Annotated in this window: 18 protein-coding genes and 1 riboswitch; of the genes, 5 read left to right on the top strand and 13 right to left on the bottom strand. The window is 71.9% G+C overall.

Going from position 1 to position 20,628, the window contains the following annotated elements:
* Positions 1 to 8: 8 nt before the first annotated feature.
* The 5 genes from C7S10_RS07200 to C7S10_RS07180 form a co-directional block, all read right to left on the bottom strand.
* Entirely contained in the window at positions 9 to 857 is an 849-nt protein-coding gene (locus tag C7S10_RS07200) for a bifunctional methylenetetrahydrofolate dehydrogenase/methenyltetrahydrofolate cyclohydrolase (RefSeq protein ID WP_108343720.1), read from the bottom strand.
* Entirely contained in the window at positions 854 to 2,128 is a 1,275-nt protein-coding gene (locus C7S10_RS07195) for an MFS transporter (protein ID WP_207769268.1), read from the bottom strand. Before C7S10_RS07195 ends, C7S10_RS07200 begins: the two co-directional genes overlap by 4 nt.
* Positions 2,128 to 3,705, bottom strand: coding sequence for a bifunctional phosphoribosylaminoimidazolecarboxamide formyltransferase/IMP cyclohydrolase (gene purH, locus C7S10_RS07190; protein WP_108343719.1), 1,578 nt, complete (start codon positions 3,703 to 3,705; stop codon positions 2,128 to 2,130). Before purH ends, C7S10_RS07195 begins: the two co-directional genes overlap by 1 nt.
* A 26-nt stretch (positions 3,706 to 3,731) precedes the next feature.
* Positions 3,732 to 3,809: riboswitch (ZMP/ZTP riboswitch) on the bottom strand.
* Positions 3,806 to 4,405 (bottom strand): phosphoribosylglycinamide formyltransferase, encoded by a 600-nt coding sequence (gene purN / locus C7S10_RS07185; protein WP_108343718.1) that lies wholly within the window; start codon positions 4,403 to 4,405, stop codon positions 3,806 to 3,808. Its footprint overlaps the riboswitch before it by 4 nt.
* A 10-nt stretch (positions 4,406 to 4,415) precedes the next feature.
* On the bottom strand, positions 4,416 to 5,660 hold the full coding sequence (locus tag C7S10_RS07180; RefSeq protein WP_108343717.1) for a cell division protein PerM: 1,245 nt from the start codon (positions 5,658 to 5,660) through the stop codon (positions 4,416 to 4,418).
* Positions 5,661 to 5,734: 74 nt separating this feature from the next.
* On the opposite strand from C7S10_RS07180, the gene C7S10_RS21910 reads away from it, so the two are divergent.
* The 3 genes from C7S10_RS21910 (at position 5,735) to C7S10_RS07150 (ending at position 8,996) form a co-directional block, all read left to right on the top strand.
* Positions 5,735 to 7,624: a SigE family RNA polymerase sigma factor gene (locus tag C7S10_RS21910; protein WP_114327787.1), complete on the top strand. Its 1,890-nt coding sequence runs from the start codon at positions 5,735 to 5,737 to the stop codon at positions 7,622 to 7,624.
* A 72-nt stretch (positions 7,625 to 7,696) separates the two neighbouring features.
* Positions 7,697 to 8,359, top strand: a complete 663-nt coding sequence (locus tag C7S10_RS07155; RefSeq protein ID WP_108343713.1) for a hypothetical protein — start codon at positions 7,697 to 7,699, stop codon at positions 8,357 to 8,359.
* A 19-nt stretch (positions 8,360 to 8,378) separates the two neighbouring features.
* Positions 8,379 to 8,996 carry a hypothetical protein gene (locus tag C7S10_RS07150; RefSeq protein ID WP_133176454.1) on the top strand — a complete coding sequence of 206 codons (618 nt, stop codon included), beginning with the start codon at positions 8,379 to 8,381 and terminating at the stop codon, positions 8,994 to 8,996.
* Positions 8,997 to 9,106: 110 nt separating this feature from the next.
* On the opposite strand, the gene sucD is transcribed toward C7S10_RS07150, so the two are convergent.
* Entirely contained in the window at positions 9,107 to 9,988 is an 882-nt protein-coding gene (sucD, locus tag C7S10_RS07145; RefSeq protein WP_108343711.1) for a succinate--CoA ligase subunit alpha, read from the bottom strand.
* A 16-nt stretch (positions 9,989 to 10,004) separates the two neighbouring features.
* A complete protein-coding gene (gene sucC / locus C7S10_RS07140) occupies positions 10,005 to 11,168 on the bottom strand; it encodes an ADP-forming succinate--CoA ligase subunit beta (protein ID WP_108343710.1) in 1,164 nt (387 codons plus the stop codon).
* Between the two features lie 126 nt (positions 11,169 to 11,294).
* On the opposite strand from sucC, the gene C7S10_RS07135 reads away from it, so the two are divergent.
* Together C7S10_RS07135 and C7S10_RS07130 are read left to right on the top strand one after the other, a co-directional pair.
* Positions 11,295 to 12,626, top strand: a complete 1,332-nt coding sequence (locus C7S10_RS07135; RefSeq protein ID WP_108344027.1) for a cryptochrome/photolyase family protein — start codon at positions 11,295 to 11,297, stop codon at positions 12,624 to 12,626.
* A gap of 149 nt (positions 12,627 to 12,775) precedes the next feature.
* Entirely contained in the window at positions 12,776 to 13,609 is an 834-nt protein-coding gene (locus tag C7S10_RS07130) for a M23 family metallopeptidase (protein WP_108343709.1), read from the top strand.
* Between the two features lie 103 nt (positions 13,610 to 13,712).
* On the opposite strand, the gene pcrA is transcribed toward C7S10_RS07130, so the two are convergent.
* From pcrA to C7S10_RS07100, 6 genes are all read right to left on the bottom strand, one after another.
* Complete coding sequence (pcrA, locus tag C7S10_RS07125; RefSeq protein WP_108343708.1) at positions 13,713 to 16,145, bottom strand: DNA helicase PcrA; 2,433 nt, start codon at positions 16,143 to 16,145, stop codon at positions 13,713 to 13,715.
* Positions 16,146 to 16,200: 55 nt separating this feature from the next.
* Positions 16,201 to 16,560, bottom strand: coding sequence for a hypothetical protein (locus C7S10_RS07120; RefSeq protein ID WP_108343707.1), 360 nt, complete (start codon positions 16,558 to 16,560; stop codon positions 16,201 to 16,203).
* Between the two features lie 36 nt (positions 16,561 to 16,596).
* On the bottom strand, positions 16,597 to 17,055 hold the full coding sequence (locus C7S10_RS07115) for a universal stress protein (protein WP_207769267.1): 459 nt from the start codon (positions 17,053 to 17,055) through the stop codon (positions 16,597 to 16,599).
* Entirely contained in the window at positions 17,052 to 18,524 is a 1,473-nt protein-coding gene (locus tag C7S10_RS07110) for an APC family permease (protein ID WP_108343705.1), read from the bottom strand. The genes C7S10_RS07115 and C7S10_RS07110 overlap by 4 nt, the downstream gene beginning before the upstream one ends.
* A 78-nt stretch (positions 18,525 to 18,602) precedes the next feature.
* Positions 18,603 to 19,280: a LuxR C-terminal-related transcriptional regulator gene (locus C7S10_RS07105; protein WP_108343704.1), complete on the bottom strand. Its 678-nt coding sequence runs from the start codon at positions 19,278 to 19,280 to the stop codon at positions 18,603 to 18,605.
* Positions 19,280 to 20,569: an ATP-binding protein gene (locus tag C7S10_RS07100; protein ID WP_108343703.1), complete on the bottom strand. Its 1,290-nt coding sequence runs from the start codon at positions 20,567 to 20,569 to the stop codon at positions 19,280 to 19,282. The genes C7S10_RS07105 and C7S10_RS07100 overlap by 1 nt, the downstream gene beginning before the upstream one ends.
* Positions 20,570 to 20,628 lie beyond the last annotated feature (59 nt).

Here is a 20,628-nt window from a genome sequence, read left to right as displayed (position 1 = left end):
CTCCCTCATCAAGCGGGGTGGGTCTGTTCGGCGATCTCCACGATATTGCTCAGCAGCATGGCGCGGGTCATCGGACCGACACCCTTGGGGTTGGGCGAGACCCAGCCCGCCACGTCCCACACGTCGGGCGCGACGTCGCCGGTGACCTTGCCGTCCACCCGCGAGACGCCCACGTCGAGCACGGCCGCACCGGGCTTGACCATGTCGCCGGTGATGATCCCGGGCACCCCGGCCGCGGCGACGACGATGTCGGCGTGCCGCACGTGGGCCGCGAGGTCGATTGTGCCGGTGTGGCACAGGGTGACCGTGGCGTTCTCCGAGCGGCGCGTCAGCAGCAGCCCGAGCGGACGGCCGACGGTGAGACCACGTCCCACCACGACCACCTCGGCCCCGGCGATCTGCACGCCGTGGCGGCGCAGCAGCTCGATGGAGCCGACCGGGGTGCAGGGCAGCGGCCCGGCCTCGCCGAGCACCAGCTTGCCGAGGTTGGTCGGGTGCAGCCCGTCGACGTCCTTGTCGGGGTCGACGCGGGACAGCAGCGCGAACTCGTCGAGCCCGGTCGGCTGCTGGACGATGAAGCCGGTGCAGTCGGGGTCGGCATTGAGCTCGTCGATGACGGCCTCGACCTCGGCCTGGGTCGCGGTGGCCGGCAGGTCGCGGCGGATCGAGGCGATGCCCAGCTCGGCGCAGTCCTTGTGCTTGGCCCCGACGTACCAGTGCGAGCCGGGGTCGTCGCCGACCAGCACCGTGCCGAGCCCGGGCGTGACCCCGCGGGCCGTGAGCGCGGCGACGCGTTCGGCGAGCTCGGCCTTGATGGTGCGCAGGGTGGCGGCGCCGTCGAGGGTCTGTGCGGTCACGTGGTCTCCAGGGAGCTTGTCGGGGTGGTCACGGGAACGGGCCCGCCGTGTCGGGCAAGGTACCTCTCGGCCGCGCGAGCGGCCGGGTGCGACGCGACCGCGGCGGCCACGCCGATGGCAGCGATCACCGCCCAGCCGGGAGCGCCCCAGGTGAGGGCGAGGAAGGTGTAGAGGGCGGGGAAGACGATGGGCTCGATCTGGTAGCCGAGGCCCCAGACGCCCTGGTAGTCCCCCATCCTGCTCGGGTCGGAGAGCTCGGAGGTGAATCCCCAGTCGGACGCCGACTGCCACAGCTCGGCGCCGGTGATGGTGATGTGTCCGACCCAGATCAGCACGATCGAGACCCAGCCGACCGTCTCGTGGGTGACGCTGAGGACCAGGCACGACGCCACGAACGCCCACCCCGACCACCGCACCGCGCGCAGCGAGCCGTCGACCGAGTCGGCGCCTCGCGAGGCCCGCACCTGGAGCAGCACGGCCAGCACCGTGTTGGTGCCGAACAGCCACGCCAGCAGGGTCTGCGGGGCGTCGGTGCGCTCGACGAGCCACAGCGGCACGACGACGTTGAGCAGCACCTGGTTGGAGGACAGCACGCCGTTGCAGACCGACAGGGCCAGGAAGCCCCTGTTGCGCAGGGCGGCCGGGGAGACGTGCACGTCGGGGCCGGCAGCGACCTCGACCGTGCGCCGGATCGGCGGCAGGAACGAGATCATCACCGCGTTGACGAGGAGCAGGGCGGCGGTGACCAGGGGTACGGCGATGATCGCCTCCCGTGTCCCGATGCCGAGGGCCACCCCCGCCGTACCTGCTCCGAGCGTGTAGCCGACGTTGCGGGCAGCCCGCTGGTAGGCCATCGCCGCGACCCGCTTGTCGCGCGGGAAGACCTCGATCCGGTAGACGTTGCGCGCCGAGCGCCCCGCGGTCTCCACGCAGGCCAGCACGGCCAGCAGGAGGACGAAGGAGACGAAGCCGGCGGCGAGCGGCCAGGCGAGGTAGAGCAGCGCCTCGACGAACGCGCTGATCATCCACAGCCGCTTGGCCCCGACCCGGTCGGTGAGCCGTCCGAGCGGGATCGACAGCGCGAGGGTGACGAAGGCCGCCGCCGACATGCCGAGGCCGATCTGCGACCCGGTCAGCCCGACGATCTGGGTGAAGAAGACGGCCGTCCCGGTGAGGAACGACCCGGTCGCGAAGGCGGACAGCACCGACTGGAGCGCCAGGTCGCGCTCGAGCTTCGTCGGCGGGACGATCCCCCGCAGGAACCGCAGCATCAGTGGAAGAAGTGCCTCGTGCCGGTGAAGTACATCGTGACGCCCGCCTTCTCCGCCGCCTCGACCACCTCGCTGTCGCGCACCGACCCGCCGGGCTGCACGATCGCGGTCACGCCGCCGTCGATCAGCACCTGGGCGCCGTCGGCGAAGGGGAAGAACGCGTCGGAGGCGGCGACCGAGCCGGCAGCCCGGTCCCCGGCCCGCTCGACCGCGAGGCGGCAGGAGTCGACCCGGTTGACCTGCCCCATCCCCACGCCGACCGACGCGCCGTCGGCGGCGAGCAGGATCGCGTTGGACTTGACCGAGCGGCACGCTCGCCACGCGAAGGCGAGGTCGGCGAGGACCTCGTCGGAGGCGGCGGTGCCGGTCGCCAGGGTCCAGGTGGACGGGTCGTCCCCGTCCGCGTCGATGACGTCTCGCCCCTGCAGCAGCAGGCCGCCCGAGATGGCGCGCATGTCGCCGCCCCCGCGAGCGAGCGGCGCGCACTCCAGGATCCGGATGTTCTTCTTGGCCGCGAGCACCTCGATCGCGCCGTCCTCGTAGCCCGGTGCCACGACGACCTCGGTGAAGATCTCGGCGACCTGCTCGGCCATCGCGACGGAGACGGGCACGTTGGTGGCGATCACGCCCCCGAAGGCCGAGACCGGGTCGCAGGCGTGCGCCTTGCGGTGGGCGTCGGCGACGTCCGCGCCGATCGCGATGCCGCACGGGTTGGCGTGCTTGATGATCGCCACGGCCGGCTCGTCGAAGTCGTACGCCGCACGGCGGGCCGCGTCGGCGTCGACGTAGTTGTTGTAGGACATCTCCTTGCCGTGGTGCTGGGTCGCCTGCGCGAGCCCGGGACCGCCGGGGAGGAAGCCGTTGGAGAAGAGGGCGGCGCTCTGGTGCGGGTTCTCGCCGTAGCGCAGGACCGCGGACCTGTCCCACGTCGCGCCCATCCACGCCGGGAACCCGGTGCCCTCGGAGGTGTCGGTGAGCACGTTGCCCATCCACGACGCCACGTGCACGTCGTACGTCGCGGTGTGCACGAACGCCTCGGCAGCCAGCGCCTTCCGGGCCGCCAGCGTGAAGCCCCCGGCGGCGACGGCGGCCAGGACGTCGGCGTACCGCTCGGGAGACGTGACGATGGCGACGCTCGGGTGGTTCTTGGCCGCCGCGCGGACCATCGAGGGTCCGCCGATGTCGATCTGCTCGACGCATTCGTCGGGCGAGGCACCGGAGGCGACGGTCCGGGTGAACGGGTAGAGGTTGGAGACGACCAGGTCGAACGGCTCGACACCGAGGTCGGCGAGCTGCTGGACGTGGGAGTCGAGGCGGCGGTCGGCCAGGATGCCCGCGTGCACGCGGGGGTGCAGCGTCTTGACGCGGCCGTCGAGGCACTCGGGGAAGCCGGTGAGGTCCTCGACCTTGGTCACGGGCAGGCCGAGCGACTCGATCAGGGCGGCCGACCCGCCGGTGGAGACGAGCTCGACACCGGCGTCGTGGAGACCGCGGACGAGCTCGTCGAGCCCGGTCTTGTCGTAGACGGAGACCAGCGCGCGCTTGATCGGGATCTGGTCGTGAAGACGTTCGGACACGGGGCTGCTCCCACAGTCGATGCGGAGGGGAGCACCCAGGCGTTCGATGCTCCCTGGCTTCACTCCCTGGTGGTCACCCACCTGCGCCAGTCGTGTGGTCTCACCCTAGCCGTACGCGCCGACCGTCCAGCTCCCAGCCGTCGCGAGCCATCAGGCCGACCGTGTCGACGAGCATCAGCCGCTCGGCGCCCTTGATCCGCTCGTGCAGGGTCTCGACGCTGTCGTCGTCGAGCACCGGGACCACGGTCTGGGCGATGATCGGGCCGGTGTCGACTCCCCCGTCGACGATGAACAACGTGGCGCCGGTGACCTTCACGCCGTACGCCAGGGCGTCGGCCGGTCCGTGCATGCCGGGGAACGACGGGCACAGCGCGGGGTGGGTGTTGACCGTGGTGACGCGGCCCAGGAAGTCCTCGGAGACCAGCTTCATGAAGCCGGCGAGCACGACGAGGTCGGGCTCGAAGCCGGCGACGGTGTCGGCGAGCGCGCGGTCCCAGTCGTCGCGCGAGGAGAACTGGCCGAGCTCGCGGACGAAGGTCGGGATCCCGGCGCGCTCGGCGCGGGCCAGGCCCTCGATGTCGTCACGGTCGGCGCCGACGGCGACGACGCGGGCGCCGTACGCCGGATCGGCGCACGCGTCGATCAGGGCCTGGAGGTTGGTCCCGGCACCGGAGACGAGGACGACGAGGCGAGTGGTCACCCGCCGGATCCTAGGGCGCTTCGGCGGCTCGCCTGCGCTGCCACCAGAGGGTGACCACGGCGCCGACGAGGCCACCGAGGCCGAACGCCGTGATGGCGGCGACCAGCACGTCGGGGACGAACGGCCCGACGTGGCGCATCCGACCGGGGCCGGCGGCACCGCCGGCGACCGACGCGAGCACGGCGAGGGCGACCCCCGCCACGATCCCGCCTCCGCAGCCGCGCAGCGCGGCCTCCAGCCAGGTCGGCGCGGGGTGGCGCCGGTGCCACCACATCGTGGCGAGCGCGGCCACGAGGGGCGGCACCCAGACGAGGGAGGACACCAGCGGGCCGGTGGCGCCCGCGCCCGGGAGCGCGGCGAGCAGCGCGAACAGCGGGAGCGGTCCGAGGACCACGGCGCCCGGCGAGACGAGCGTGTTGGCCCCGACGGCGAAGCCGGGCCCGAGCAGGAAGGAGCCGGAGAACATGGTGGCGTTGGGCAGGAACGCGGCGTTGGCGACCGCGTAGACCACGCCCTCGCCCACCCCGAGGTGGAGCTGGCTCATCATGGTCGCTGCCTCGCCGACCCCCAGGGCGAGCGAGACGAGGACGGCGAGCGTGGACACCACGAGGAACGCCGTGAGCACCACGAGGCCGGTCGCGAGGCCCTGGCGCAGGACCGCCGGCACGAAGGTCGCCCAGATCGCGGCCCGCCCGGTGCCGATGCTGATCGCCGGCCCGGCGACCAGCAGCGTCATGGCCAGGCTCCACGTCAGCACTCCCGGCACGCTCGGCGCGGTCTCGGCGGTGGCGCTCAGGGTGGCGACCACGACGGCGACGACGGCGTAGCCGACGAAGAACATCGCCACCGCCGTCGGCACGGTCAGGTCGCGCTCGCCGTCGGAGATGCGGTCGGCGTCGGGGCCGTGGCTGGAGAGCGCGTCGCCGACGCGGTGGCCGATGCGCCACATGGACCAGGCGCAGACCGCCGTGAGCCCGAGCGGGACGACGTCGACCGGCACCCCGTTGACCGTGATGCCGGAGCCGTGGGCCATCAGCCACGCCAGCGCCCCCATCCGCATGCCGTCGCGCGGAGCACCGTGGGCCCCGGCGTCGGCGGCGAACCATCCGATGATCCCCACCGCGGCGCACACCAGCAGCGGCGCCAGCGCGGCGGCGGCCCCTCCGAGCGTCGCGATCAGCACCAGCGGGCGCTGGGCCCGCGGGCTCCCGGCACGGTCTCGTCGGTCACGGCGGTCGAGGAGGAGGGAGGTCATGGCTCCGCCATCATCACCCGACGGGTCAGGGCGTTCGCGCTGCCACGCCGCGACCCCGTACCGTTGGAGGGGTCATGAGGAGCCCCGAAGCGTTCGACGCGTTCTACGCCGAGACGCGTGATCGCCTCCTGCTCGAGACGTATGCGCTGACCGGCGACATCCCCGCGTCCCGCACCGCCGTGCGCGACGCCTTCTCGGTCGCGTGGCACCACTGGCCGAAGGTCGTCCGCCTCGGCGCCCCCGAGGCGTGGGTGCGCACGCACGCCCACAGCCGGGCCCTGCACCGGCACGCCGCCCGGCCCTGGCACCGCGACAGGAGCGTCGACGACGACGTCCGGGCCACCTTGGACGCGCTCTCCAAGCTCACCGGCCCGGAGCGCAAGACGCTCGTCCTCTCGAGCCTCTCCCCCCTGTCGCTCTCCGAGATCGCCCGCGAGGTCGGCCTCCCCCGCGGCGACACCGAGCAGGCGCTGCAGCGGGCCACTTCACGCTTCGCGATGGCCCGGTCCGTGCCCAGCACCGACGTCCGGCTGGTGCTCGACGCGCTGCGGGAGCCGCTGGTCGGCACACGCTGGCCGCGGAGCACGATCGTGCGCCGGACCGGGACCGCCCGGCGGCGTACGCACGCGCTGGTCGGCTCCGTCGCCGCGATCGCGGCGATGCTCGTGGCCGGCTCGGTGGTGTCCTCGGGTGGGGCCGAGCCGAGCTCGCTGGACCAGGAGACGGCGCTGCCCGGCATCACGCTGCGCGAGGGGTCCGCCGCCGCGGCCGTCGCCATCGACCCCGACAGCCTGCTCGGCGAGGACCAGCTCGCGCGCTACGGCCGCGGCCTGGCGTGGAGCGAGGACGAGACCTCCGACAACCTCGAGGGCGACGGACTGGTCATGCCCTGCCAGCAGACCCGCTTCGCCGACCCGAAGGGCGCCGGGGCCATGGTGCGCTCGTTCACCGGGACCGCCGAGGTGGTGAAGAAGTCGCGCTCCGGCAAGGGCAAGAAGGCGCGCACGACCAGGACGAGGGTGACCGAGGAGCGGGCGACCGCCGTCGAGTTCGTCGAGATGTCCGCCGACGCCAGGCGGGCGCAGGCGGCGTTCGAGACCGCCCGCGGTTGGTACGCCGCGTGCGCCGACTCCCGCGCACAGCTGCTGTCCACCGACGCGGTGTCGCGCGTGGGCGACGAGGCGACCGTGCTGACCCTGCGCACGTGGACCAAGACCCCCGAGCGGATCGCGGTCGGCGTGGCACGCACCGGCCGGCTGACGGTGACGACCCTGGTGCGCTCGACGGGCGCCCCGGTCAGCGCCCGCACCGCCGCCGCCGGCCTCGCCGCCGCCGTCAACGCGACCTGCGGCTCTCCCGGCGCCGGCTCGTGCGCCGGGCCGCCCAAGGTGCGCACGGCCCAGCCCTACCCCGTCGGCCGCCCCGCCGGCCTGCTCGCTGCCGTCGACCTGCCGCCCGTGACCGGGGCCGTCGGGCCGTGGGTCGGGACGGACCCCGAGCGGGCGCGCACCAACTTCGCCGCGACCCGCTGCGACAACACCCAGTTCACGGGCAAGGGCCTCAAGCACACGCTGACGCGCACGTTCCTGTTCCCCGCCAAGAAGAAGGTCGACACGTTCGGCCTCACCCAGACCGTCGCCACCATGCAGCTCCGCAAGGCGCGGTCGTTCGTCGGCGACGTGCGCAACCGGATCCGCCAGTGCGGCGAGGCCAACCTCGGCACCTCGGTCGGCACCCTGATCAACCGGCAGGGCAAGGACGTCGAGCTGACGGTGTGGGACCTCGGGATCGAGATCTCCGACAACCGCACCATCCAGTTCTGGATGGCGATCATGCGCGACGGCAACGCGGTCTCCCAGGTCGGCTTCACCCCGGCCGAGGGGATGACCATGACCCGCGACGACTTCTCACGCGTCGCCGAGCGGGCGCTCGAGCGGCTCAGCGACCTGCCCAGCGCGCGCTGAGCCCGCCCACAACAAAACACCTCCCCCGCGACGTCTTCCCCCGAGACGGCCCCGGACGGAGAGGAGTGGGAGATGAGGCGCCTCGTCCTGGCGTGCGCGCTCGCCCTGACGGTCTCCGGCTGCAGCCAGGAGGCTCCCCCCGCCTCGACCCCCGGTGCGCCGTCCGCGTCCACCTCGGCCAGCCCGAGCGCGTCGGCCACGACGATCCCCGAGTCGTTCCCGCTCGCGGACGGCATGGCGATGTACGACCGCGTCGACGTGTCCCCGCGCACCATCGGGATGCGGGCGCTCGACTTCTGCGGGCGCAAGCCGCTGCGCGGCCTGAAGCCTGCGGACCGGCTCGCGGCCGAGGCCAGCGGCGAGGAGTCGGCCTCCACCCGTGACCTCATGCTCTTCGACGACGCGGACCCGCCCGCGGCCGTCCTCGACGACATCCGCGCGGCGGCGGCCGCCTGCCCGGCGCAGGAGACCGGCCCCGGCTCGCGGCTGCTGACCGAGGTCCGCGACTCGACCCTCGGGCCCGACGCCGCGACAGTGCTGCACACCTACGAGCAGGACGGCGCGATCGGGATCGGCGCCGAGATCATCGACGTGGTGCGGGTGGGCCGGGCGCTCCTGGTGACGTCGGCGTACGCCGAGTGGGACCCGAGGACCAGCCTCGACGACGGCATCAGCGAGCAGGCCGAGCAGCTGGAGACCATCGTGGCGGCGATGTCGATCTTCGCCGACGGCTGAGCGTGGGAGGGTGCTGGACATGACCAGACTGCTCGCGACCCTCCTCGGACTGCTGCTCACGCTCCTCGCCGTACCCGCCTCGGCACTGGCGCCCACCCCGATCCCCGACGACTTCCCCCTGACGTGGCGCATCGCCGAGAACGAGTCGGGCGAGCAGCCCACCGCCTCGGCCGACGGCGACGGCGTGATGGAGCTGCGGGCGTGCGACAGGGCGGCCTGGCCGCTGCGCACCGGCGCGGTGAGCGAGCGGCTCGCGGTGCGGGCGACCGGTCCGGAGTACGCCGACGCGCGCGAGCTCGTCGTCCTGCGCAACGCCCGCGCGGCGGTGCGCCTGGTGGCCGCGGTCCGACGCACGATCCGCGCCTGCGTGGACCGGCCCGACGCGGGTCGCCAGTGGACGGAGTGGACGGGCCGGGCGGCGCAGACCGGCTACGACTCGTTCACGTTCAGCCTCACCTACTCCACAAGCCTGGGCGCGAGCGCGATCCAGGTCGTGCGGGTGGGCTCCGGCGTGCTGGTCACCGAGGCGAGCGGCGAGGGCACGCTGGGCAGCCTCCGACCGACGATCCGCAAGCAGACCCGGGTGGGCCGTCACCTCGCCGCCTCGATGTGCGAGTTCGCGCGCGCCGGCTGCTGATGCCGGGCCCGAGGCTCGGGTAACGCCACGAACGCAGCACTCCCGCCACCATCAGCGGTGGCGGGAGTGCGTGGTGTGTGGCGTTACCTGCGACGGTGAGACCCGGGGGGTCAGAGGCCCTGCAGGATCTCCCGCATCAGCGCGGCGGTCTCGGACGGCGTCTTGCCGACCTTGACGCCCACGGCCTCGAGGGCTTCCTTCTTGGCCTGCGCCGTGCCCGAGGAGCCGGACACGATGGCGCCGGCGTGGCCCATGGTCTTGCCCTCGGGAGCGGTGAAGCCGGCGACGTACCCGACGACGGGCTTGGTGACGTTGTCCTTGATGTACGCCGCCGCACGCTCCTCGGCGTCGCCGCCGATCTCGCCGATCATCACGATCGCCTTGGTGTCGGGGTCGTTCTCGAACGCCTCGAGGGCGTCGATGTGCGTGGTGCCCACGATCGGGTCGCCACCGATGCCGATGGCGGTCGTGAAGCCGAAGTCACGCAGCTCGTACATCATCTGGTAGGTCAGCGTGCCCGACTTGGACACGAGGCCGACCGGGCCCTTGCCCGCGATGGTGTGCGGCGTGATGCCGGCCAGCGACTCCTCCGGCGTGATGATGCCGGGGCAGTTGGGGCCGATCATCCGGGTGGACTTGCCCTCCTGGTAGGCCACGACCTCGGCCGTGTCCTGCACGGGCACGCCCTCGGTGATCACCACGAGGAGCGGGATCTCGGCGTCGATGGCCTCGATCGCTGCGTCCTTGGTGAACGCCGGCGGCACGAAGGCGACGGACACGTCGGCGCCGGTCTCCTTCATCGCCTCGGCGACCGAGCCGAAGACGGGCAGCTCCTTGCCGCCGAGCTCGACGGTGGTGCCGGCCTTGCGGGCGTTGACGCCGCCCACGATGTTGGCGCCCGACTCGACCATCAGGGTGGTGTGCTTGGCACCCATCCCGCCGGTCATGCCCTGGACGATGATCTTGGAGTCCTTGTTCAAGAAGATGCTCATGGGATTCTCTCCGTCCTCAGGCGTTCGCCAGCTCGGCGGCCTTGTCGGCCGCACCGTCCATCGTGTCGACCTGGGTCACCAGCGGGTGGTCCAGCTCGTCGAGGATCCGGCGGCCCTCCTCGACGTTGTTGCCGTCGAGGCGGACGACGAGCGGCTTGGTGGCCGCGTCGCCGAGGATCTCCAGGGCACCCTTGATGCCGTTGGCGACCTCGTCGCACGCGGTGATGCCACCGAACACGTTGACGAACACGCTCTTGACCTGGTCGTCGTTGAGGATCACGTCGAGGCCGTTGGCCATCACCTCGGCGTTGGCGCCGCCACCGATGTCGAGGAAGTTGGCGGGCTTGACGCCGCCGTGCTTCTCGCCAGCGTAGGCGACCACGTCGAGCGTGGACATGACGAGGCCGGCGCCGTTGCCGATGATGCCCACGGCACCGTCGAGCTTGACGTAGTTGAGGCCCTTGTCCTTGGCCTTCGCCTCGAGCGGGTCGGCCTCCTCGCGGATCTCGAAGGCGGCGTGGTCCTCGTGGCGGAACTCGGCGTTCTCGTCGAGCGAGACCTTGCCGTCGAGCGCCTCGAGCTTGTCGCCCTCCAGGCGCGCCAGCGGGTTGACCTCGACGAGCGTCGCGTCCTCCTCGACGTACACCTTCCACAGCTGCTGCACCATGTCGATGGCCTGGTCGCGCAGCTCGGCGGGGAACTTCGCCTCGTCGACGATCGCGGCGGCCTTCTCGGGCGTGACGCCCTCGATCGCGTCGATCCGGATCTGGCGCACGGCCTCGGGGTTGGTCTTGGCGACCTCCTCGATCTCGACGCCGCCCTCGACCGAGGCGATGCACAGGTGCGAGCGGTTGGCGCGGTCGAGCAGGAAGGAGAAGTAGTACTCCTCCACCGGCGGGGTGGCCGGGGTGACCAGGACGCGGTTGACCGTCAGTCCCTTGATCTCCATGCCCAGGATGTCGGAGGCGTACTGGAACGCCTCGTCCGCGGTCTTGGCGAGCTTCACGCCGCCGGCCTTGCCTCGTCCACCGGCCTTGACCTGAGCCTTGACGACGGTCACGCCGCCCAGCTCCTCCGCGGCCGCCCTCGCGGCCTCGGCGGTCTCGACGACCTTTCCGAGAGTGGTTGCCACTCCGTGCTTGGCGAAGAGCTCCTTCGCCTGGTACTCCATCAAGTCCACGACGTACCCAGTCCTTTTGTGTGCTATTGCGTCCGGGAATTCCTCTCGGCACCCTAGACCTGTTGGCCGGGTCACATCGAGGTCGGGGGCGGTGGCCCTGATCACCTCGTCGCTACGGTGATCGCCATGACCAGTGCACGGCCCTCGGTGATGTGGTTCCGCCGCGACCTGCGGGTGCGGGACAACCCCGCGCTCCTCGCCGCGCTCGACGACGGCCCGGCCGCGGCGCTCTTCGTGGTCGACCCGGTCCTGTGGTCCGGCGCCGGTGACGCGCGCCGCGCCTGGCTGGCCGCCAACGTCCTCGCGCTCGCCGAGCGCATCCCCCTGTCCATCCGGTACGGCGACCCGCTGGACGTCGTCCCGGCCTTCGCCGACAAGGTCGGGGCGGAGCGGCTCCACGTCTCCGCCGAGACCACCCCGTTCGGTGTGCGCCGCGACGCTGCCGTGGGCGAGAAGGTCGAGCTGGTCGCCACCGGGTCGCCCTACGCCGTCGGGCCGGGGCTGGTGCTGAACGGCAGCGGATCGCCGTACCAGGTCTTCACCGCCTTCTCGAAGGCCTGGCGCGAGCGCGGCTGGCCGGAGCCGGCGCACACGCCGCGCTCCCCCGACCTCGTCGACGCGGACTCGCACCAGAAGGCCGTGACCATGCTCGAGAAGGCCGTGGCCGACGCGCCGTTCGACCTGCCGGGCGCCGGCGAGGACGCGGCCTGGCGGCGGTGGCGCTCGTTCCGCGACGACGGCCTCGCGACGTACAAGGACGAGCGCGACCGGCCCGACCACGACGGCACGTCCCGCCTCTCGCCGTACCTCCACCTCGGCGTCGTGCACCCACGCTCCCTGCTCGCGGAGATCGACACACGCTCGACCTTCGCCAACGAGATCGCCTGGCGCGAGTTCTACGCCGACGTGCTGTGGCACACGCCCGAGTCGGCGTGGTCCGACCTGAAGCCGGCCCTGGAGGGCATGCGCTACGACGACCACGAGGACGCCGTCGAGGCGTGGCGCACCGGCACAACCGGCTATCCCATCGTCGACGCCGGGATGCGCCAGCTCCGCGACACCGGCTGGATGCACAACCGGGTGCGGATGATCACCGCGTCCTTCCTGACCAAGGACCTGCACGTGTGGTGGCCGGTGGGCGCGCGCCACTTCCTCTCGCTGCTCCTCGACGGCGACGTCGCGTCCAACAACCACGGCTGGCAGTGGGTGGCCGGGACGGGCACCGACGCATCGCCGTACTTCCGCGTCTTCAACCCGGTGACGCAGGGCAAGAAGTTCGACCCGACGGGTGACTACGTACGCCGCTGGGTGCCCGAGCTCGCCCACCTACCGGGCAGGACGGCGCACGAGCCGTGGACCTCCGACGTCGGCTACGAGCACGACTACCCCCGGCGGATCGTCGACCACGCGGACGAGCGGCGCGAGGCGCTGGACCGCTATCAGGCCGCCCGGGGGTGAGCGTGCTCCCACCGGCAAGTACGGTGAACCGCTGCGAAGCGACGGACGGGTCGTCCACAATCGGGTCACCGAGGATTTCGGAGGCCGTGACCTTTCCGTTACAGTCTGTCGTCGCCTGACCGGCGAATCCCCCGCACAAAGGACCATCTATGGGCAACCACCGAGCGCAACGCGGCCCCCGCCGCGAAACCTCGGCAGCACCCGTCGCGGGTCGACGCAAGGCCGTCAAGCAGCCTGCTCGCCACCCCCTCCTGCGTGCCCTGCCGTCCGCCCCGATCATCGTGGGCGTGGCGGCCCTGGCGGTCTCGGCCGGCGGCGCGGTCAGCGCGTCCGACGCCGACCTGGTCGGCCAGGTCACCTCCAGCACCGGCGCCCCGGCCGCGGCCGGCAGCACCAGCCTCGCCAACGTCGCGCCGGTGGGTCACCGCGACGCGATCGTCTCCCGCGACTCGCGTCGCGACGCGGCCACCGACGCCGCCAACGAGAAGCTCGTCGCCGAGGCCGAGGCCCAGGCCGAGCAGCAGCACGCGGCCCTCCAGCAGTTCGCGAAGGCCGCCGAGCGGCAGTCGGCGAAGATCAAGGAGAACCAGTGGGTGCTCCCGCTGGACAGCTACCGCATCACCGCCACCTTCGGCCTCTCGAGCTACCTGTGGTCCAGCGTCCACACCGGGCTCGACTTCTCCGCCCCCACCGGCACCCCGATCCACGCGATCGCCAACGGCACCGTGACCGAGGTCGGCTACGACGGGTCCTACGGCAACAAGACCGTCGTCACGCTCGAGGACGGCACCGAGCTGTGGTACTGCCACCAGACGTCGTTCCTCGTCAGCGTCGGTGACACCGTGCGCGGCGGCGAGACCATCGGCCTCGTCGGCGCCACCGGCAACGTCACCGGCCCGCACCTCCACCTCGAGGTCCGCCCCGGCGCCGGCGACCCGGTCGACCCCTTCACCGCTCTCCTCGAGCACGGCGTCACGCCGTAGCCTGCGGCTGCCTCACCGAGCCGCACGACCCGCCCGGCAGCGGTGAGCCAGCCACGTTCCTGAGCCCCGAACCGTGGCTCACGCACCGCCGGCGCGGCTCGGATCAGAGCTTCTCGACCGGCGCGTAGCGCAGCAGCAGCCGCTTCACGCCCTCGGACCCGAAGTCGATCGAGGCGACCGACTTGTCGCCGGCCCCCTCGAGCGCGACGACGGTGCCCATCCCGAACGAGTCGTGCAGCACCCGGTCGCCCGGCTCCAGCGAGGGGATCTCGCGCGCCGGCTTGGACTTCGCCATCACGTCGGCGCGGGCGGCCGCGGCGGAGAAGTTGCGGCGACCGGCGTCGGTGGGCGCACCCAGCCGCGCCGGTGAGCTGGCGGCGAGGTCAGGTCGTCCCCAGCGCGTCATGGCCTGGGCGGTGCGCCGCCAGTCGACGAGGTCGACCGGGAACTCGTCGATGAACCGCGAGGCCGGGTTGTGCGAGGGCGCACCCCAGGCGGAGCGCACCATGGCGCGGGAGACGTAGAGGCGTTCGCGGGCGCGGGTGACGCCGACGTAGGCGAGTCGCCGCTCCTCCTCCAGCTCGGGCTGGTCGCCGAGCGAGCGCTGGTGCGGGAAGACCCCGTCCTCGAGGCCGGTGAGGAACACGACCGGGAACTCGAGGCCCTTGGCCGTGTGGAGCGTCATCAGGGTGACGACGCCGGCGTCCTCGCCGTCGGGCGCGTCGGGGATCTGGTCGGAGTCGGCGACCAGCGCGACCCGCTCGAGGAAGTCGCCCAGGGTGACCGCGACGGTGCCGGCCTCCACCTCGGTCGGGTCGGCGGACGGGCCGGGCTGAGGGTCGTCGGAGAACTCGCGGGCGACGGCGACCAGCTCGGCGAGGTTCTCCACGCGGGTCTCGTCCTGCGGGTCGTCGCTCGCCTCGAGCTCGGCGAGGTAGCCCGACCGCTCGAGCACGGACTCCAGGATGACGTCGGCCCGCTCGTCCGCGGCGACCATCGACTGGAGCTCCTGGATCATCGCGACGAAGCCCTGGATGTTCTTCAGCGACCGCGTCGCCAGCCCGGGCGCCTGGTCGGCCAGCACCAGCGCCTCCCAGAACGACATCCGCTCCCGCTCGGCCAGGGCCTGCACGCACGCCTCGGCCCGGTCGCCGATCCCCCGCTTCGGGGTGTTCAGCACGCGGCGCAGCGAGATCTCGTCGGCGGTGTTGACCAGCATCCGGAGGTAGGCCAGGGCGTCGCGCACCTCGCGGCGCTCGTAGAAGCGCACCCCGCCGACGACCTTGTAGGGCTGGCCGGTGCGGATGAAGATCTCCTCGAACACCCGCGACTGCGCGTTGGTGCGGTAGAACACGGCCACGTCGGCGGCCTTCACGTCGCCGGTGTCGACGAGCTTGTCGATCTCCTCGGAGACGAACCGCGCCTCGTCGTGCTCGTCGTCGGCGACGTACCCCACGATCCGCTCGCCGTCGCCGGCGTCGGACCACAGCCGCTTGTCCTTGCGGCTCGCGTTGTTCCTGATCACCGAGTTGGCGGCGGTGAGGATCGTCTGGGTCGAGCGGTAGTTCTGCTCGAGCAGGATCGACGTCGCGTCCGGGAAGTCCTGCTCGAAGTCCATGATGTTGCGGATGTTGGCGCCGCGGAACGCGTAGATCGACTGGTCCGCGTCGCCCACGACCATCAGCTCGCTCGGGGTGTCCTCGACCGGGCGCCCCTCCTCGAGGTCCTGCCCGCAGAGCTGGTGGATCAGGGCGTACTGCGCGTGGTTGGTGTCCTGGTATTCGTCGACCAGCACGTGCCGGAAGCGCCGGCGGTAGTTCTCCCGCACGTCGGGCAGCGTCTGGAACAGGTGGACGGTCAGCATGATCAGGTCGTCGAAGTCGAGCGCGTTGGCCTCGCGCAGGCGCCGCTGGTAGTTGGTGTACGCCGCTGCGTAGGCCTCCTCGAAGGAGTTGCGCGCGTCCTTGGCCGCCTCCTCGGGGTCGCGCAGCTCGTTCTTGTGGTTGCTCACCCAGTGGAGCACCGCGCCGGGCTGGTACTTCTTCGGGTCGAGGTCGAGGTCCTTGAGGACCAGCGTCATCAGCCGCTTGGAGTCGGCCGCGTCGTAGATCGAGAAGTTGGACTTGAACGACGTGCCGTCGAAGTCGAGGGCGGTGATCTCCTTGCGCAGGATCCGCACGCACGCGGAGTGGAACGTCGAGACCCACATGATCCGCGCGCGCTTGCCGACCAGCTCCTCGACGCGCTCCTTCATCTCGGCCGCGGCCTTGTTGGTGAAGGTGATGGCGAGGATCGAGCCGGGGTGGGCCTTGCGCTCGGTGATCAGCCAGGCGATGCGCCGGGTCAGCACCCGGGTCTTGCCGGAGCCCGCACCGGCGACGACCAGCAGAGGTGCACCCGCGTGCACGACCGCCGCGCGCTGGGGCTCGTTGAGGCCCTCCAGCAGCTCGTCGCGGGTCGGCCCGCCGCGGGTCGTGCGAGGCTCCTCGAGGGGCGTGACGTGCTCGAGGCCGGGGATCGGGTGGGGGCTGCTCATGTCCTGCCCAGCCTACGGGCAGGCGCCGACAGCCGGGACGTCCGTGGGGGTCCGGTCAGACGGTGTGCGCGGGCGACCAGAAGATGGCCACCGCGATGTTGGCGACGCTGAGCAGGAGCAGGCCGAGCCACAGCCCCTGCGGGATCGACGGCTTGCGGGTGTTGGCCATCACCAGCACCAGCAGCACCAGCCCGATCGCGAACTTCACCCCGATCTTGGCGTGGTCGACCGGGTCGTCGCCGGCCTCCAGGACGCCGACGAGGAGCAGCCCGGCGAGGAAGGCGGTGCCGACGCCGTCGCGCATCGCTGCGTTGACCTTCTTCTCCGGCGCCTGAGCCTGCACGACGAGACCACCGAAGAGGGCCGCGAAGCCGAGCACGTGGACGAAGAGCAGGACCAGCCGCAGGATCTCCATGCGGCGAAGACTAGCGGCGCCCCTCGGGCGACCCGGTCACCGCTTCGGCTTGGGCTTGGGCCGCACCACCAGCACCGGGCAGGGCGCGTAGTGCTGCACGCGCTGCGCGGTGCTCCCCACGAGGACGCTGCCGCCGATCCCACGCCCGCCGGCCGCCACGACCACCAGGCCGGCGTCGTACTGCTCGGCGGCCTTGATGATCTCGTTGGCGGCCGAGCCGCTCCGGATGCGCTTGTTGACCTTGGGTCCCCAGCCGTCGTACACGGCGGCGATCGTGTCGAGGGCGCTCTGGGCGGCCTCCCGGAACGACCCGGTGGCCCACGAGCCCTGCTTCTCCGACAGGTCGTCGGCGAAGGCGACCGAGGCGAGCGGACGGACGACGGCGACGACCGAGATCTCGGTGATCTTGGCGGGGTCGGCGAAGGCCTTGAGCTGCTTGGCGGCGGCCAGCGACTGCCTGGAGCCGTCCGTGGCGACGATGACGTGCATGGTCATGCTCCCTTGTCGGTTTCGGCGCCTGTGTCGGTGCCGGTGTCGGTGCCGGGGTCGGTGCCGGGGTCGTCGAGATCGGGTGCCTGCGCGCCGGTGCCCTCGCTGCCGAAGAGCTTCTCGGCGACGTACAGCAGGCCGCCGAGCCCGACGAGGCCGGCGCACCAGATGAGCGAGGTCGGGTCGGTGGCGATGACGTAGCCCAGCAGGACGATGTTGCCGATGAGGCCGACCACCAGCAGTGCGCTCGGCGCCCGGAACGTCTGGTCCGACTCGTCGCTCCCGCGCAGCTTGAAGCAGGAGACGATCACGCCGGCGTAGACCACGAGCAGCAGCGCGACGGTCACCGAGGCGAGCCGGCTCACGATGTCGATGTTGAGCCCGAGCCGGCCGAGCACGTCGCCCACGACGACCAGGCCGATGACGACGACCGCGCTGAAGACGAGCGCGACGTAGGGGCTGCGGCGCGAGCTGTGGATCTTGGCGAAGGCACCGGGGACGACGTCCTCGCGGGCCATGCCGTAGAGGATGCGCGACTGCGTGACGACCTGCACGAGCGTGGTGTTGGTGATGGCGACCATCGCGATGATCGCGAAGACAAGCGTCATCACGCTCACCGAGAGCGGCAGGATGCCGGCCTTGACGACCTCGAGGAGCGCGGCGTCGGAGTCGGCGAGCGTGCCGACGGGGACCGTCAGGGCCGCCGCCATGGACACCAGGACGTAGATGACGCCGGCCGTGGCCATGCCGCCGATCAGCGCGATCGGGAAGTTCTTGTGGGGGTCGACGGTCTCCTCGGCGACGTTCGCGACGTTCTCGAAGCCGGTCATGGCGAAGAACGACAGCGCGACACCGGCCACGATGGCGAAGATGATGTTGTCGTCGGTGGAGAAGTCGGTGAGCACCGAGAAGTCGGCCTTGCCCTGCCCGACGTAGATGATGCCGATGATCATCACGATCACCAGGCCGGTGACCTCCACGAAGGTCATCACCATGTTGGCGACCACCGACTCGGTGATGCCGATGAAGTTGAGCACGGCCAGCAGGATGATGAACGCGATCATCACCAGCAGCGCCGGCGGCGCGTCCCAGACCTCTGCGACATACTGCGAGAAGCCGGCGGCCAGCGACCCGGCGGCGGCGAAGGTGGCCGAGAGGTAGAGCACCGTGGTCAGGAACGTCAGGGGCTTCTTGCCGAAGGCCTTGTTGACGTAGAGCGAGGCGCCGGCCGCCTGGGGGTACTTCGTGGCGAGCTCGGCGTAGGCGAGGCCGGTGAACCCGGCAACGGTCACGCCGACCGCGAAGGCGGCCCAGAAGGCCCCGCCCACCTCGCCGGCGACCGAGCCGATGAGGACGTAGATGCCCGAACCGAGCACGTCCCCCAGCACGTAGAAGAAGAGCAGGCGACCGGTGATGGACCGCTTGAGGCCACCGTCGTCCTCGGCGCGATCCTGGGCAGTGGCGGTGTCAGACATTCCCCGACCCCACCCGGTCGGGCGGTCGATGTCAACCGCGACCCACCCCAGTGGTCCGGGTCCGGTGGTGGCGATCCGTCAGAGCAGGCGCCGGTCCGAGGCCCACCGCGTCAGCTCGTGCCGGCTCGAGAGCTGGAGCTTGCGCAGGGTCGAGGACATGTGGGTCTCGACGGTCTTGACCGAGATGAACAGCTCCTTGGCGACCTCCTTGTAGGCGTAGCCGCGGGCGATCAGGCGCATCACCTCGCGCTCGCGCTCGGTCAGGCGGTCGAGGTCCTCGTCGACGGCCGCCACGTCGATCGAGCCCGCGAAGGCGTCCAGCACGAAGCCCGCCAGGCGCGGCGAGAACACGGCGTCCCCGTCGGCGACGCGGGCGATCGCGTCGACCAGCTCGGGGCCGGTGATGGTCTTGGTGACGTAGCCGCGGGCGCCACCGCGGATGGTGCCGATCACGTCCTCGGCGGCGTCGCTGACCGAGAGCGCGAGGTAGCGGGCATCGGGGTGAGGGGTGCGACGCATGACCTCGGCGCCGCCACCGCCGGGCAGATGGACGTCGAGGAGCACGACGTGCGGCTGCTGCTCACGCACGATCGCGACCGCGGAGTCGACGTCGGCGGCCTCGGCGACGATGTCGACGATCCCGGCGCCGGCGCTGGTGAGCTCGGCGCGCACCCCGGCACGGAACATCGCGTGGTCGTCGACGATGACGACCCGGACGGGGCGGGGGGCGGGCGGGGTGGCGGGTGAGTCCGTCATCACTTCTCCTCGTTCTTGAGCGGCAGGTGGAGCCGCACCTCGGTGCCCTCGCCCGGCGCGGAGCGGATCTCGCTGCTCCCACCGTGGCGGGCCATCCGGTCGATGATGCTGCCACGGACGCCCTGGCGGTCCTCCGCGACACCGTCCGGGTCGAAGCCGGCACCGCGGTCGCGGACGAAGACGTCGACGGCGCCGGGCGTCACCTCGGCGTAGACGTCGATGCGCGCGACGCCCGCGTGCTTGGCGGCGTTGGTCAGCGCCTCACGGGTGGCGTCGGTGATCGGCTTGAGCGCCTCGGTCATGTCCAGGTCGCCGACGGCCACCACGTCGACGACGAGGCCGTAGGTGTCCTCGACGACCGCCGCGTGGGCACGGAGCTCGCCGGCGACGGTGGCGTCGGTGCCGACGGACTCGAACAGCCAGCCGCGCAGCTCGCGCTCCTGCGAGCGGGCCAGCCGGGCGACCATGGCGGCGTCGCCGGAGTTCTTCTGGATCAGGGCGAGGGTCTGGAGCACCGAGTCGTGGAGGTGGGCCGCCATGTCGGCCCGCTCCTGCGTGCGCACGCGCTCCGCGCGCTCGGCCCCCAGGTCGTGCACCAGGCGCACGGCCCACGGGCCGACCACGATCGCCAGCCCGGCCACGCCGAGCAGGCCGGCGACGATCACCGGACCGGCGAACCGGAAGGAGCCCGACCACACGGCGAACAGGACCAGGGCCGTCACGACCAGCGAGAGGCCGGCGAAGACGCGGAAGTACGCCGCCCAGCCGCCGTCGCCGAACACGGCGCGCAGCGGGTCGATCCGCCCGGTCGTGTCGAGCCAGCGCTCGCGCTGCGCCTCGTCGGCCTGGCGCCACAGCAGCGCGATCCCGGCGATGGCGATGACGACCGGCCAGAAGAGGGCGCCCTGGCCGAAGGCGGCCTGGAACCCGAGGACGGCGCCGAGCAGCAGGGCTCCGATGGCGATCACCGGCCCGGCGTCGCGCAGCCGCGAGCCGCGCCGCTGGCGCTTGCCCGTGCGGGTGGCGCTCTCGAGGCCGGGAGCCGCCCGCTCGAAGTGGGAGTCGCTGGGCAGGAAGATCCACAGTCCGGCGTAGAACATGATGCCGACACCGTTGAGGAAGGTGAGCGCGACGAACGCGACGCGCACCCAGAGGACGGGCACGCCGAGGTGCCGGGCCAGGCCACCGGCCACGCCACCGGCGATCGGTGACTCCGTGTCGCGGGCGGCCCGCCGGTAGGGCCGGGGGGCCGTGCCGCTGGCGGGGGTCGGGGACGTGAAGCTGCTCATCGTGGCTCCATCGTCGCAGGCCGGCGGGTGCCTCACCATGAGGACTGACCCCGACCAGA

Origin of the sequence: Nocardioides currus (genome assembly GCF_003057875.1) — a bacterium.
Taxonomy (GTDB): Bacteria; Actinomycetota; Actinomycetes; order Propionibacteriales; family Nocardioidaceae; genus Nocardioides; species Nocardioides currus.
Note: the sequence above shows the minus strand (reverse complement) of the source record. Positions and strands in the feature narration are given on the sequence as shown.

Excerpts from the sequence above, each read along its gene's own strand:
- C7S10_RS07195 (WP_207769268.1), bottom strand. The coding sequence starts at position 2,128 with ATGCTGCGGTTCCTGCGGGGGATCGTCCCGCCGACGAAGCTCGAGCGC.
- C7S10_RS07180 (WP_108343717.1), bottom strand. The coding sequence starts at position 5,660 with ATGACCTCCCTCCTCCTCGACCGCCGTGACCGACGAGACCGTGCCGGG.
- C7S10_RS21910 (WP_114327787.1), top strand. The coding sequence starts at position 5,735 with ATGAGGAGCCCCGAAGCGTTCGACGCGTTCTACGCCGAGACGCGTGAT.
- C7S10_RS07155 (WP_108343713.1), top strand. The coding sequence starts at position 7,697 with ATGAGGCGCCTCGTCCTGGCGTGCGCGCTCGCCCTGACGGTCTCCGGC.
- C7S10_RS07150 (WP_133176454.1), top strand. The coding sequence starts at position 8,379 with ATGACCAGACTGCTCGCGACCCTCCTCGGACTGCTGCTCACGCTCCTC.
- sucD (WP_108343711.1), bottom strand. The coding sequence starts at position 9,988 with ATGAGCATCTTCTTGAACAAGGACTCCAAGATCATCGTCCAGGGCATG.
- C7S10_RS07135 (WP_108344027.1), top strand. The coding sequence starts at position 11,295 with ATGACCAGTGCACGGCCCTCGGTGATGTGGTTCCGCCGCGACCTGCGG.
- C7S10_RS07130 (WP_108343709.1), top strand. The coding sequence starts at position 12,776 with ATGGGCAACCACCGAGCGCAACGCGGCCCCCGCCGCGAAACCTCGGCA.
- pcrA (WP_108343708.1), bottom strand. The coding sequence starts at position 16,145 with ATGAGCAGCCCCCACCCGATCCCCGGCCTCGAGCACGTCACGCCCCTC.
- C7S10_RS07120 (WP_108343707.1), bottom strand. The coding sequence starts at position 16,560 with ATGGAGATCCTGCGGCTGGTCCTGCTCTTCGTCCACGTGCTCGGCTTC.
- C7S10_RS07115 (WP_207769267.1), bottom strand. The coding sequence starts at position 17,055 with ATGACCATGCACGTCATCGTCGCCACGGACGGCTCCAGGCAGTCGCTG.
- C7S10_RS07110 (WP_108343705.1), bottom strand. The coding sequence starts at position 18,524 with ATGTCTGACACCGCCACTGCCCAGGATCGCGCCGAGGACGACGGTGGC.
- C7S10_RS07105 (WP_108343704.1), bottom strand. The coding sequence starts at position 19,280 with ATGACGGACTCACCCGCCACCCCGCCCGCCCCCCGCCCCGTCCGGGTC.
- C7S10_RS07100 (WP_108343703.1), bottom strand. The coding sequence starts at position 20,569 with ATGAGCAGCTTCACGTCCCCGACCCCCGCCAGCGGCACGGCCCCCCGG.